Source organism: Serratia grimesii (assembly GCF_900186025.1).
In the GTDB taxonomy this organism is placed as follows: Bacteria; Pseudomonadota; Gammaproteobacteria; order Enterobacterales; family Enterobacteriaceae; genus Serratia; species Serratia grimesii.
In genome coordinates this window covers 317856-331827 of the sequence record NZ_LT883155.1, presented here as the reverse complement: position 1 = coordinate 331827, position 13972 = coordinate 317856, and the positions used below count along the sequence as shown (strand labels likewise).

The following is a 13972-nucleotide window of genomic DNA, read 5'->3' as shown; positions in this document are numbered from 1 at the left end:
CAACCACCCTCAGGCTCCCTAAGGCCGGGAGCCTGAGCCGGAAAAACGATTACTCGTCTTCCAGTTCGATGTTGATACCGAGCGAGCGGATTTCTTTCAACAGTACGTTGAAGGACTCCGGCATGCCTGGTTCCATGCGGTGATCGCCATCCACGATGTTTTTGTACATCTTGGTACGGCCGTTAACGTCATCCGACTTAACGGTAAGCATTTCCTGCAGGGTATAAGCTGCGCCGTATGCTTCCAGTGCCCACACTTCCATCTCACCGAAGCGTTGACCACCGAACTGCGCCTTACCACCCAGCGGTTGCTGAGTAACCAAGCTGTAAGAACCGGTTGAACGGGCGTGCATTTTATCGTCAACCAAGTGGTTCAGTTTCAGCATGTACATATAGCCAACGGTAACCTGGCGCTCGAATTGCTCACCGGTACGGCCATCGAACAGCGTAATCTGACCCGAGGTTGGGATCCCGCCCATTTCCAGCAGTTGCTTGATTTCAGTCTCTTTCGCACCATCAAACACCGGCGTTGCGATTGGCATACCTTTTTTCAGGTTCTCTGCCAGACGCAGTACTTCGTCGTCGGTGAAGGTGTTCAAGTCAACTTTCTGGCAGACATCGTCGCCCAGATCGTAAGCCTTCTGAATGAACTCACGCAGCTTAGCCACTTCCTGATGCTGCTTCAGCATTTGGTTGATCTTCTCACCAATGCCTTTCGCAGCCATACCCAGGTGGGTTTCCAGGATCTGACCGATGTTCATACGTGATGGTACGCCCAGCGGGTTCAGTACGATGTCAACCGGCGTGCCGTTTTCATCGTAAGGCATATCTTCGATCGGGTTGATCTTGGAGATAACACCCTTGTTACCGTGGCGGCCTGCCATCTTGTCACCCGGTTGGATCTGACGTTTAACGGCCAGATAAACCTTAACGATTTTCAGCACGCCTGGTGCCAGATCATCGCCCTGGGTGATCTTACGACGCTTAGCGTCCAGCTTCTTCTCGAAGTCGGATTTCAGCTCGTCGTACTGCTCTGCCAACTGTTCCAGCTGGTTTTGCTTCTCTTCGTCGGTCAGACCCAGTTCCAGCCAGCGATCGCGTGGCAGCTTGCTCAGCTTCTCAGCTTCGACGCCACCGGCAACCAGCACTGCATGGATACGTGTAAACAGGCCAGCTTCCAGGATCTGCAGTTCTTCAGTCAGGTCTTTCTTCGCCTGCTTCAGCTGCATCTCTTCGATTTCCAACGCACGCTTGTCTTTTTCCACGCCATCGCGGGTGAAGACCTGCACGTCAATAATCGTACCGGAAACGCCGTTTGGTACACGCAGAGAGGAATCTTTAACGTCAGATGCCTTCTCACCGAAGATCGCACGCAGCAGCTTCTCTTCTGGCGTCAGCTGGGTTTCACCTTTTGGTGTTACCTTACCAACCAGAATGTCACCACCGGTCACTTCAGCACCGATATACACGATACCGGACTCATCCAGTTTAGAGAGCGCAGCTTCACCCACGTTAGGGATGTCAGCAGTAATCTCTTCAGGCCCCAACTTGGTGTCGCGAGACACACACGCCAGTTCTTGAATGTGGATGGTAGTGAAGCGATCTTCCTGAACAACACGCTCGGACACCAAGATGGAGTCTTCGAAGTTGTAGCCGTTCCACGGCATGAACGCCACGCGCATGTTCTGGCCCAGCGCCAATTCACCCAGGTCAGTGGACGGGCCATCTGCCAGCACGTCGCCGCGCTCGATTGGCTCACCCAGATTCACACACGGCATCTGGTTGATACAGGTGTTCTGGTTAGAACGGGTGTACTTGGTCAGGTTATAAATATCGATACCTGCTTCGCCCGCGTGCATCTCGTCTTCGTTAACTTTGATAACGATACGGGAAGCATCCACGTACTGGATCACACCGCCACGTCGAGCTACGGCAGTAACACCGGAGTCAACAGCTACAGCACGTTCCATACCGGTACCTACCAGCGGCTTGTCAGCACGCAAGGTTGGAACCGCCTGACGTTGCATGTTCGCACCCATCAATGCACGGTTGGCGTCATCGTGTTCCAGGAATGGAATCAGTGAAGCACCAACGGAAACAACCTGCTGGGTTGATACGTCCATATAGTCAACCTGGTCGCGGCTGAACAGGCTTGATTCGCCTTTGCTACGACAGGTGACCAGGTCTTCTACGAAGCGGCCGTCATCATCCAGGTTGGAGTTCGCCTGAGCGATAACGAAGTTGCCTTCTTCAATAGCAGACAGATAGTTGATTTCATCGGTAACCAAACCGTCACGCACACGGCGGTACGGGGTTTCCAGGAAGCCATACTCGTTCGTCTGTGCGTACACGGACAAGGAGTTGATCAGACCGATGTTTGGACCTTCCGGCGTTTCGATTGGACACACACGACCGTAGTGGGTCGGGTGTACGTCTCGAACTTCAAAGCCGGCACGTTCACGGGTCAGACCGCCTGGGCCCAATGCAGAGATACGACGTTTGTGCGTAATCTCAGACAACGGGTTGTTCTGGTCCATAAACTGAGACAGCTGGCTGGAGCCGAAGAACTCTTTCACCGCTGCCGAAATTGGCTTGGCGTTGATCATGTCCTGTGGCATCAGGGTATCCAGATCGCCCAGAGACAGACGTTCTTTAACCGCACGCTCAACACGTACCAGACCTACACGGAACTGGTTCTCAGCCATTTCGCCGACGGAACGGATACGACGGTTGCCCAAGTGATCGATATCGTCCACTTCGCCTTTACCGTTACGGATATCGATGAGCTTCTTCATCACTTCAATGATGTCGTCTTTGCTCAGGATGCCCGAACCTTCGATCTCGTCACGCAGCAGAGAACGGTTGAACTTCATACGACCAACCGCTGACAGATCATAGCGGTCTTCAGAGAAGAACAGGTTCTCGAACAGGCTTTCAGCAGCTTCGCGCGTTGGCGGCTCACCAGGGCGCATCATGCGGTAGATTTCTACCAGCGCGCTCAGACGATCACTTGTTGGATCGACACGTACAGTCTCAGAGATGTACGCACCATGATCCAGATCGTTGGTGAACAGCGTTTCAATACGCTTGTGGCCTGACTGGCTCAGTTTGGCCAGCAGATCCAGCGACAGCTCCATGTTGGCTGCGCAGATCAGCTCACCAGTATTGGTATCGATATAGTCCTTCGCGACCACTTTGCCCGCGATGTACTCAACCGGTACTTCAATACTCTGAATTTCGTCTTTTTCGAGCTGACGGATATGACGAGCGGTGATACGACGGCCTTTCTCAATGTAGATCTTGCCGTTGGCTTCGATATCAAACGAAGCAGTTTCACCACGCAGACGTTCTGGAACCAGCTCCATCTGCAGCTTGTTATCACGGATCTCGAAAACTACTTTCGCAAAGAACAGGTCAAGGATCTGCTCAGTGGTGTAGTTCAGTGCACGCAGAATGATGGTCGCAGGCAATTTACGGCGACGGTCAATACGTACAAACAGGTTGTCTTTCGGGTCAAACTCGAAATCCAACCATGAACCGCGGTAAGGGATGATACGTGCGTTATACAGCACTTTACCCGATGAATGGGTTTTACCCTTATCGCTGTCAAAGAATACGCCAGGACTACGGTGAAGCTGAGATACGATAACCCTCTCAGTACCGTTGATCACAAAGGTGCCGTTTTCGGTCATGAGCGGAATTTCGCCCATATAGACTTCTTGTTCCTTGATGTCTTTGACCGTACCTTCCGGAGCTTCACGCTCATAGATTACCAGGCGCAGTTTTACGCGCAGCGGTGCAGAGAACGTCACACCACGGATCTGGCACTCTTTGACGTCGAAGACCGGCTCACCAAGACGGTAGCTAACGTATTGCAGCTCCGAATTGCCACTGTAGCTCTGGATAGGGAAAACAGAACGGAATGCGGCTTCTAAGCCGTATTGCCCTTCTGGATCTTGCTCGATAAACTTCTGGAACGAGTCAAGCTGGATAGAAAGGAGATATGGTATGTCCAAAACTTGTGGACGCTTACCAAAATCCTTACGAATACGTTTTTTCTCGGTATAGGAGTAAACCATAGGGTTCCTCAGCTCGCTGATCAGTGACCCACTCTGTCCGTCCGGATATAGGACGGTTCACGCAACACCATTTTGTCGACCGGAAAGCGGGAACACTTTCCGCAATACTCGTTTCTATCACGCTTAAATCATTTCGTTGCACTGTACGGCAGATTTTGCTGCGGCAGGGAGGGCAATATATTAAGTCGTCGATAGAAAGAAATATTGGGGTTAGCCAGTAGCCAAACAGTGTGAAACTCTACTGACGCCCTACAGCGCAAAAAGGCTGGTGACCAAAAAGTCACCAGCCATCAGTCTGTTAGTTAAAACAGACTGCACTCAGAAAGCAGTGGCTTATTTAACTTCAACTTCAGCGCCAGCTTCTTCCAGAGCTTTTTTCAGTGCTTCAGCGTCGTCTTTGCTGATGCCTTCTTTCAGTGCTGCTGGTGCAGACTCAACCAGGTCTTTAGCTTCTTTCAGACCCAGGCCAGTTGCGCCACGTACTGCTTTGATTACTGCAACTTTGTTCGCGCCGATACCTTTCAGTACAACGTCGAATTCAGTTTTTTCTTCAACAGCTTCAGCAGCAGCAGCAGGACCTGCAGCTACAGCAGCAGCAGAAACACCGAACTTCTCTTCCATAGCGGCGATCAGTTCAACGATTTCCATTACAGACAGAGCTGCAACGCCTTCGATAATTTGGTCTTTAGTGATAGACATAACAAATGTTCCTAAAATTCAGAAATAGTTTAAATACGTAAGCAACGGATAAGAAAAAGGGCTTATGCCGCTTCTTTCTGATCGCGCAGTGCAGCCAGAGTGCGAACCAATTTGCCAGCAGCGGCTTCTTTCATGGTTGCCATCAGGCGTGCGATTGCTTCATCGTAAGTAGGCAGAGTTGCCAAGCGGTCAATTTGTGCCGCCGGGATCAGCTCACCTTCAAAGGCCGCAGCTTTAATCTCGAACTTTGCATTCGCTTTCGCGAAATCTTTGAACAGACGAGCAGCAGCGCCCGGGTGTTCATGAGAAAATGCAATCAAGGTAGGACCGACGAACGTGTCTTTCAGGCATTCGAATGGAGTGCCTTCAACTACGCGACGCATCAGGGTGTTACGAACAACACGCATGTAAACGCCAGCTTCACGACCTGCTTTACGCAGTTCAGTCATTTTATCAACGGTAACGCCACGGGAATCCGCAACAACCGCAGACAGCGCGCCTTTGGCTACTTCGGTGACTTCAGCAACAATCGCTTGTTTGTCTTGAAGATTTAATGCCATTAGCTTTTTGCTCCTGGATTTAGCCGGGGGGAAATCCCCGGCACTCACATCACTCAACACCTTGTGATAAATCACGCAGTGAGAGCGTTCAAACACGGTGAGCAGAATCCAGCAAAGACAATTTAAAAATTTTCTTTAGGCTCTGTCACCGTCTACGCAGGAAAGATTAAGTACCTTTCGATACACCTGCGGTCTTGGACGGAGGCCTGGATAGGCCAGGCTCCAACCGAAAAATCTTTTGTTTCACTATGGGCAAGCCAATAGCAAAACCTTGGGGCATAAGATTCTAGACAAATCTTACCCCCAAGTCAAAGCGATAATCGCAGGGCGATTAGTTCGCTACAGCAGTCAGGCCGCTTTGATCGATAGCTACGCCAGCACCCATGGTGGTGGAGAGGCTAACTTTCTTGATGTACACGCCTTTCGCCTGAGATGGTTTTGCTTTTTTCAGCGCAACCAGCAGGGCTTCCAGGTTTTCTTTCAGCTTGTCTGACTCGAAATCAACCTTACCGATAGTGGTATGGATGATGCCGTTTTTGTCGTTACGATAACGGACCTGACCTGCTTTAGCGTTTTTCACTGCTTCAGCAACGTTCGGAGTAACGGTACCCACTTTCGGGTTTGGCATCAGGCCACGTGGACCCAAGATCTGGCCCAGTTGACCAACAACGCGCATTGCATCCGGGGAAGCAATAACAACGTCGAAGTTCATTTCGCCTTTCTTGATCTGGTCTGCCAGATCTTCCATACCTACCAGCTCTGCGCCAGCAGCTTTAGCTGCTTCAGCGTTAGGGCCTTGGGCAAATACGGCAACGCGAACGGAACGACCGGTGCCGTTTGGCAGAACGGTAGCGCCACGAACGTTTTGGTCAGATTTGCGAGCGTCGATGCCGAGGTTAACAGCAACGTCAACGCTTTCTACGAATTTAGCGGTGGCCAGCTCTTTCAGCAGAGCAACAGCTTCGGTGATGTCATACTGTTTAGTAGCATCAACTTTGTCACGGATCACGCGCATGCGCTTGGTCAGCTTAGCCATTTCTTAATCCTCCACTACCAGGCCCATGGAACGAGCAGTACCTTCGATGGAGCGAGTCATCGCTTCAACGTCAGAACCAGTCATGTCCGCAGCTTTGGTTTCTGCGATTTCACGTACCTGAGCACGAGTCACTTTACCTACTTTGTCTTTGTTCGGCTTGCCTGAACCAGACTTGATACCAGCCGCTTTTTTCAGCAGAACTGCTGCTGGCGGGGTTTTGGTAACGAAAGTGAAGGAGCGATCAGAATAAACAGTAATAACAACCGGAATCGGCAGACCTTTCTCAACGCTGTCAGTCTTAGCATTGAACGCCTTACAGAATTCCATGATGTTAACGCCTTGCTGACCCAGAGCTGGACCAACTGGCGGACTTGGGTTAGCCATACCGGCTGCAACTTGCAGCTTAACGTAGGCTTGTACTTTCTTGGCCATTTACAATTCCTCGGTTTGGGTAATATCGCCTCAATAGAGGCTCCCCGTGTTTAACCCCGCTCAACGAGCAAGGTCTATAAAAACAAAAGGCGCGAAATTATAGTTCAATTTCGCGCCTATGACAAGCGGCAAAAACCACTTATTGCTGATTAATTGATCAGCCTTTTTCAACCTGAGCAAAGTCCAGTTCCACCGGCGTTGCACGCCCAAAGATGGAAACAGAAACTTTCAAACGGCTCTTCTCGTAATCCACTTCTTCAACGACACCGTTGAAGTCAGCGAATGGACCATCGTTAACACGGACCAGTTCACCCGGTTCGAACAGCGTTTTAGGACGCGGCTTATCACCAACCTGCTGCAGGCGGTTCATAATCGCATCAACTTCTTTATCGCTGATCGGTGCCGGACGGTCAGAGGTACCGCCGATGAAACCCATAACGCGTGGAACGCTACGCACCAAGTGCCAGCTGGCGTCATTCATCACCATCTGCACCAGTACATAGCCTGGGAAGAACTTACGTTCACTTTTACGACGCTGGCCACCACGGATTTCAACGACTTCTTCCGTAGGCACCATGACTTCGCCGAACAGCTCTTCCATATCGTGCAGTTTGATGTGTTCACGCAGCGATTGCGCTACGCGACCTTCAAAACCGGAAAACGCCTGAACGACGTACCAACGTTTTTTTGGAGCTTCAGACATTTTAGAACCTCAGGCCAGTAATAAACGATACCAGACGGACCAGAATACCATCCAGGCCCCACAGAATCAGTGACATCACGGCAGTTACCGCGGCAACGATCAACGTGGTATGTAGCGTTTCCTGACGAGTTGGCCAGATCACCTTGCGCACTTCTGTACGCGCTTCGCGAGCAAACGCAACGGTGGCCTTGCCTTTGGTGGTCATCAGCGCTACAGCGCCAGCAACAGCGATAACCACTACAACAGCCAGTGCACGTAATGGCAGGCTGAAATCACGGTAGTAATAGTTACCGACAATCGCTACAACCAACAGAACGGCGACGATCAGCCACTTAGCCGTTTCCAGGCCGCGCCCGCTCCCTTGAGCCTCGGTATTCGCACTCATAAACCAACCTGTCACAATGAATTCAGAACAGACAACTTTGCCTCGCACAGCAAGACAAACCAAACCGATCAAATGCCGCTTGGCAGCATTTCGGTGTTTTACGCTATGACGTATCTCAGTCAATACGGCTTTAAGAGCCCATCTCACCAATGATTATGACTGCAAAATCGCTGATGAGATAGGTTCTAGTTCACAGCGTAGAAAAAGGGCATCAAATGATGCCCTTTTACCGCGTGTCGCGTCAAACGTTATCAGCGATTAAGCGATAACTTTAGCAACAACACCAGCGCCTACAGTACGGCCGCCTTCACGGATTGCGAAACGCAGACCGTCGTCCATCGCGATTGGGTGAATCAGGGTTACAACCATGTTCACGTTATCGCCTGGCATTACCATCTCTACGCCTTCTGGCAGTTCGATGGTACCGGTCACGTCAGTTGTACGGAAGTAGAACTGTGGACGGTAGCCTTTGAAGAATGGAGTGTGACGACCACCTTCTTCTTTGCTCAGGATGTAGACTTCTGAGTCGAATTTGGTGTGTGGCTTGATTGAACCTGGTTTAGCCAGTACCTGACCACGTTCGATGTCTTCACGCTTGATACCACGCAGCAGAACACCTACGTTCTCACCAGCACGGCCTTCGTCCAGCAGTTGCGGAACATTTCAACGCCAGTACAGGTAGACTTAACGGTGTCTTTGATACCAACGATTTCAACTTCTTCGCCAACTTTAACGATACCGCGCTCTACACGACCGGTAACTACAGTACCACGACCGGAGATGGAGAATACGTCTTCGATTGGCAGCAGGAACGGCTTGTCGATAGCACGCTCTGGTTCTGGGATGTAAGAATCCAGGTAGCCAGCCAGTTCGATGATTTTAGCTTCCCACTCAGCTTCGCCTTCCAGTGCTTTCAGCGCTGAACCACGAACAACTGGCAGGTCATCACCAGGGAAGTCATAAGCAGACAGAAGTTCACGAACTTCCATTTCTACCAGTTCCAGCAGCTCTTCATCATCAACCATGTCGCATTTGTTCATGAATACGATGATGAAAGGAACGCCAACCTGACGACCCAGCAGGATGTGCTCACGGGTCTGTGGCATTGGGCCATCAGTCGCAGCAACAACCAGGATAGCGCCGTCCATCTGAGCAGCACCGGTGATCATGTTTTTAACGTAGTCGGCGTGCCCTGGGCAGTCAACGTGCGCGTAGTGACGAGTCGGGGTGTCATATTCAACGTGGGAAGTGTTGATGGTGATACCACGAGCTTTTTCTTCTGGCGCGTTATCGATCTGGTCGAAAGCACGTGCAGAACCGCCGTAGGTTTTAGCCAGAACGGTGGTGATTGCTGCAGTCAGGGTAGTTTTACCGTGGTCAACGTGGCCGATAGTACCGACGTTAACGTGCGGTTTTGAACGTTCAAACTTTTCTTTAGACATCGATTGTCCCTCTAAGACACGGATAAATCGGTGGTATCACCACATCAACCAAGCATTTGCTTGTTGAATCCAGAACAGAAAGAAAATCAGGGGGCGAGATTATAAGAAGTGGTGCTGATAGGCAGATTCGAACTGCCGACCTCACCCTTACCAAGGGTGCGCTCTACCAACTGAGCTATATCAGCACATCTTGGAGCGGGCAGTGGGAATCGAACCCACATCATCAGCTTGGAAGGCTGAGGTAATAGCCATTATACGATGCCCGCATCCTGGAACTCGGCTACCTGACTTTTCTGTAGAATTTTTAGGGAAGAGAAGGATTGTTCGTCGCTTAACTCTCACCCTTCGGGCCGGCTGCGCTAGCGCTGCACAACTCGATTCTTGCCGAAGGCTTTCGCCTTCCCCTTCTGCAATTTAACCGTTGCGAGTTTATCGCTGGCCAGTTAACTGCCGAAGGCAAGATATGGTGGTGGGGGAAGGATTCGAACCTTCGAAGTCTGTGACGGCAGATTTACAGTCTGCTCCCTTTGGCCGCTCGGGAACCCCACCAGATTTTAACTACTGTGACTTGATTGGTGCCGGCTACCGGAATCGAACTGGTGACCTACTGATTACAAGTCAGTTGCTCTACCAACTGAGCTAAGCCGGCATCAAGTGCAGCGCATTCTAGGTAGAGCGGACGGTCTATGCAACAAAAAAATTGCGTTAGCTGCACTTTCGCTCACAAAACGCCCAATTTTGCATACTACCTGGCAATTTGACGTGTACGCCGTGCAAACATTAATCAATTTCAGACGTCATTTTCTATAGCCTAATTACCTTTGCAAGAATCAATGGAACATTTCTCCCACGCGGCAGTTAAGAACCCCTTAGTAAACCTATGTGCAAAAGGGATACATCGCGACATGAAAACGGTATCGCTCTTGGTTGATACCGCTTAACAAGCACTTCGCCCTCTACTGCGTTGCGCTTCTCACAATTGACATAAACTCATACTAATCGCCAACTTTTGCGAAAAAAGTCTACGCCAAAAACGAAGCTGTCTATAATATGCAGCTTGTTTATTATCTGGAGTTGGCGTCCGGCGCCTTTCCCAACCTGCGTTAACAGGCAGAATTTGGCTTATGATAAAAAGAGATCAATCTTTAGCGACGCCTTATCTTCAGTTCGATCGTACCCAATGGGCTGCGCTGCGAAACTCGGTGCCGCTGACACTGTCAGAAGAAGAGATTGTTAAACTGAAAGGGATTAACGAAGATCTCTCTTTGGAAGAGGTAGCGCAGATTTATCTGCCGCTATCACGGTTGTTGAACTTCTATATCAGTTCCAACCTGCGCCGTCAGGCCGTGCTTGAGCAATTCCTCGGAACAGACGGACAAAAAATCCCCTACGTTATCGGCATTGCTGGCAGCGTTGCCGTTGGCAAAAGCACTACCGCACGTTTACTTCAGGCATTGCTCAGCAGCTGGCCGGAACACCGCAGCGTCGAACTGATCACCACTGACGGTTTTTTGCATCCTAACAAGGTGCTAAACGAACGTGGGCTGATGAAGAAAAAGGGCTTTCCACAGTCCTACGATATGCATAGCCTGGTCAAATTCGTTTCTGAAGTAAAATCTGGCGCCAAGCGCGTGACCGCTCCAGTTTATTCTCATCTGATTTATGATGTTGTTCCTGACGGTAATAAAGTCATCGAGCAACCAGATATTCTTATTCTTGAAGGGCTGAACGTATTACAAAGCGGGATGGATTATCCTCACGATCCACATCGTGTGTTTGTTTCTGACTTTGTTGATTTTTCAATATATGTTGACGCGCCTGAAGAGCTGCTGCAAACCTGGTATATCAATCGATTTCTTAAATTCCGCCAGGGCGCTTTCTCTAACCCTGACTCTTATTTCCATAACTACTCAAAGCTACCTGAGCCTGAGGCTATAAATATAGCCACACAATTATGGACAGAGATTAATGGTCTGAATTTACAGGAAAATATACTACCCACTCGCGAACGTGCTAGTCTAATCATGACTAAAAGTGCTAATCACGCCGTTGAAAACGTACGGTTACGTAAATAAAGAAAATACATAATAAGGGGCTTCACGCCCCTTATTAAAAATAATCAATCAGCACTGCGCAGAGATATTTCACCGCCAATGAATGGTTTAATTACACCATTTTGATCAAGCAGTAATGCACCTTGTTGATCGATTCCCCGGGCAATACCAAAAATCTGTTGCTCACCGATTAATAGCTTAACAGGCCGATCAATAAAGTTGTCTAACGCACGCCAACGAGCAATAAACGGTGCCAATCCATCAATTTCAAACTGCCTCAGCGATTGACGTAATTCATTGAGCAAGGTCGCAGCCAATTCATTACGGTCAATGTTGATTCCCGCTTCCTGCAGATTTATCCAGCCCTGATTAATCGCATTGGCATTGGTTTCGCGCATCGCTAAATTAATACCTGCGCCAATCACCAATTGCGCCGCATCACCTGTTTTCCCCGTTAACTCGACCAAAATCCCGGCCAGTTTGCGATCGTTGAGGTATAGATCATTTGGCCATTTGACCCTGACATCTTCAGCGCCGAGATCTTTCAGCACCTCAGCCATCACGATGCCAATCACCAAACTCAGACCCATTGCTGCCGCGGGTCCCTGATCCAAACGCCAAAACATTGAGAGGTACAGGTTGGCACCAAAAGGCGAGATCCATTGACGCCCCCGCCGACCACGACCCGCTTGCTGATACTCTGCGACACAGGCATCGCCCGATTGCAGTTCGGTGATACGGTCCAGCAGATATTGATTGGTGGAATCCACAACAGGTAGCACAGTGACACGCTTATCTGTTAATTGGCTGAGTATACGTTCAACATCCAGCAATTGAATTGGGCTCGGTAAACTATAGCCTTTCCCTGGTACCGTAAACACGTCCAAACCCCATTCGCGAATGGTCTGGATATGTTTATTAATTGCAGCACGGCTCATACCCAGCAATTCGCCAAGATGCTCGCCAGAGTGGAAGTTGCCATCGGCTAGTATTGCAATGAGCTTAAGAGGAACTTTGGTATCCTTCATGAGAGAACCTCTACGGCATTTAATTCACTGTCCGCACCGATAAAGCGAACCTCGGGCTCTAACCATACATCGAACTTTGCCGCTACAGTATTACGTACATACCGAGCCAGAGCGACGACATCCTGGCTGGTAGCATTATCCAAATTAACCAGAACAAGTGCCTGCTGGCTATGTACCGCCGCACCGCCAATCTGATGCCCCTTAAGCTTACACTGATCAATCAGCCAGCCAGCAGCCAGCTTCACCTGCCCATCTTGCTGTGGGTAATGTGGCATACCAGGGAATTGAGCAATCATCGTAGCCGCCTTTTCATTGCTGACCAGTGGGTTTTTGAAGAAACTGCCGGCATTACCCGTCACCTTAGGGTCAGGTAGTTTACTGCGGCGCATCGCACACACGGAGTCAAACACCTGACGTGGTGTTACCGTTGCCGGATCCAGCTTCGTTAGATCGCCATAATTCAGCATCGGGTTCCATTGCTTGTTCAGACGTAGGCCCACACCAACAATAATGTGGCCCTTCTGGAAACGGTGTTTGAAAATACTTTCACGGTAACCAAACCCACAATCTGATGCCGAAATACGATCGATGGCGCCCGTTTTCAGATCCAGCAGATCGACATAGTCACATACGTTCTTGAGCTCAATGCCATAGGCACCAATATTTTGGATGGGGGCTGAGCCAACTAAACCGGGGATCAATGCAAGGTTCTCTAGCCCAGGAATACCTGTTTCCAGAGTGCGGCAGACCAAATCATGCCAACTCTCGCCCGAGCTAACGTGGAGAAACCAGGCATCTTTCTCTTCTCTGATATCGATGCCTTTTAATTGATTGATCATGACCGTACCAGAAAAGTCCTCAAGAAATAGGACGTTACTCCCCTCACCGAGTACCAGCAGTGGCTCTTGACGTTTCTGCGTTTTCTGCCAAACCTTGATCATTAATTCGATGGTATCTGCAATGACCAGATGCGCTGCGTTGGCCTGGAGCGCAAAAGTATTGTGTTTTTTTAATGACGCGCTTTCAGTAGACATAACGATAATTACCTATACGGAAATGAACCTTCACCTAGTCTACTCGATTCAGCTCTCGAGGCTAATATTTGTTTTCACTGATATTGCTTTTATCTTGAGATCATCTATAGGGTAAATACTTCTAATTGTTTTATAAGGTAATTTCTATATAAATTAACGAGATAAGGAAATGAATATAATGAACAGCCTGATAAGTGTCAGCAATATCCTCGCATTAGCGTTTATTTCCACAGGTTAAAGAATTCTATTCAGTCCTGTTTATATATGGCTGGAGTTGCTCATTTCCTTTAAACATTAAGGCTAATTATAAATATAACTGACTGACTTGTATTTGGAGGGGACCAGAAGGGTGCCTGAACTTAAGGCGCAGCATGTCTGCGCAGCTTTTTACTTTCGCACATAACAACAAGGCCTTCCGTAAGGGTGGCCTTGTTGTCATATTAATCTCCATGCCAGCGCCAAACTCCGGAGAGCAGACACAGTAAAAAGCCCCATGCTTTCGCATGGGGCTTTCTACTTTG

10 protein-coding genes, 4 tRNA genes, 1 other RNA gene and 1 pseudogene are annotated in these 13972 nt (G+C 49.5%); 1 reads left to right on the top strand and 15 read right to left on the bottom strand.

Translation table 11 applies throughout. The features are described from left to right. Window positions 1–49: 49 nt before the first annotated feature. The 13 genes and pseudogenes from rpoB to SGBXF1_RS01430 all read right to left on the bottom strand — a co-directional run bounded on the left by rpoB (window position 50) and on the right by SGBXF1_RS01430 (window position 9984). Window positions 50–4078, bottom strand: a complete 4029-nt coding sequence (gene rpoB, locus SGBXF1_RS01490; protein WP_037425757.1) for a DNA-directed RNA polymerase subunit beta — start codon at window positions 4076–4078, stop codon at window positions 50–52. A 333-nt stretch (window positions 4079–4411) separates the two neighbouring features. Further along, window positions 4412–4777: a 50S ribosomal protein L7/L12 gene (gene rplL, locus SGBXF1_RS01485; RefSeq protein ID WP_012004743.1), complete on the bottom strand. Its 366-nt coding sequence runs from the start codon at window positions 4775–4777 to the stop codon at window positions 4412–4414. Between the two features lie 62 nt (window positions 4778–4839). After that, complete coding sequence (gene rplJ, locus SGBXF1_RS01480; RefSeq protein WP_037425754.1) at window positions 4840–5337, bottom strand: 50S ribosomal protein L10; 498 nt, start codon at window positions 5335–5337, stop codon at window positions 4840–4842. A 331-nt stretch (window positions 5338–5668) separates the two neighbouring features. Next, window positions 5669–6373: a 50S ribosomal protein L1 gene (gene rplA / locus SGBXF1_RS01475; protein WP_012004742.1), complete on the bottom strand. Its 705-nt coding sequence runs from the start codon at window positions 6371–6373 to the stop codon at window positions 5669–5671. A gap of 3 nt (window positions 6374–6376) precedes the next feature. Next, the gene (rplK, locus tag SGBXF1_RS01470; protein WP_015376316.1) at window positions 6377–6805 is read right to left on the bottom strand and encodes a 50S ribosomal protein L11; all 429 of its coding nucleotides are present in this window, start codon (window positions 6803–6805) and stop codon (window positions 6377–6379) included. Between the two features lie 157 nt (window positions 6806–6962). Continuing rightward, window positions 6963–7508, bottom strand: coding sequence for a transcription termination/antitermination protein NusG (gene nusG / locus SGBXF1_RS01465; RefSeq protein ID WP_004953928.1), 546 nt, complete (start codon window positions 7506–7508; stop codon window positions 6963–6965). 1 nt (window position 7509) lies between these two features. Beyond that, window positions 7510–7893 carry a preprotein translocase subunit SecE gene (gene secE, locus SGBXF1_RS01460; RefSeq protein ID WP_020828746.1) on the bottom strand — a complete coding sequence of 128 codons (384 nt, stop codon included), beginning with the start codon at window positions 7891–7893 and terminating at the stop codon, window positions 7510–7512. Window positions 7894–8151: 258 nt separating this feature from the next. After that, window positions 8152–9335: pseudogene (gene tuf, locus SGBXF1_RS01455) on the bottom strand (elongation factor Tu). A 109-nt stretch (window positions 9336–9444) separates the two neighbouring features. Further along, window positions 9445–9520 (bottom strand) — tRNA-Thr (locus tag SGBXF1_RS01450). 6 nt (window positions 9521–9526) lie between these two features. Then, window positions 9527–9601: transfer RNA gene (locus SGBXF1_RS01445), tRNA-Gly, on the bottom strand. A 37-nt stretch (window positions 9602–9638) separates the two neighbouring features. After that, a non-coding RNA gene (locus tag SGBXF1_RS01440) (RtT sRNA) lies at window positions 9639–9753 on the bottom strand. A gap of 46 nt (window positions 9754–9799) precedes the next feature. Then, window positions 9800–9884: transfer RNA gene (locus SGBXF1_RS01435), tRNA-Tyr, on the bottom strand. A 24-nt stretch (window positions 9885–9908) separates the two neighbouring features. Then, window positions 9909–9984: transfer RNA gene (locus tag SGBXF1_RS01430), tRNA-Thr, on the bottom strand. 475 nt (window positions 9985–10459) lie between these two features. On the opposite strand from SGBXF1_RS01430, the gene coaA reads away from it, so the two are divergent. After that, a complete protein-coding gene (coaA, locus tag SGBXF1_RS01425) occupies window positions 10460–11410 on the top strand; it encodes a type I pantothenate kinase (protein WP_037426910.1) in 951 nt (316 codons plus the stop codon). Between the two features lie 44 nt (window positions 11411–11454). On the opposite strand, the gene birA is transcribed toward coaA, so the two are convergent. Beyond that, window positions 11455–12417 carry a bifunctional biotin--[acetyl-CoA-carboxylase] ligase/biotin operon repressor BirA gene (birA, locus tag SGBXF1_RS01420; protein ID WP_037426912.1) on the bottom strand — a complete coding sequence of 321 codons (963 nt, stop codon included), beginning with the start codon at window positions 12415–12417 and terminating at the stop codon, window positions 11455–11457. Continuing rightward, entirely contained in the window at window positions 12414–13451 is a 1038-nt protein-coding gene (gene murB, locus SGBXF1_RS01415) for a UDP-N-acetylmuramate dehydrogenase (protein WP_186427718.1), read from the bottom strand. The genes birA and murB overlap by 4 nt, the downstream gene beginning before the upstream one ends. Window positions 13452–13972 lie beyond the last annotated feature (521 nt).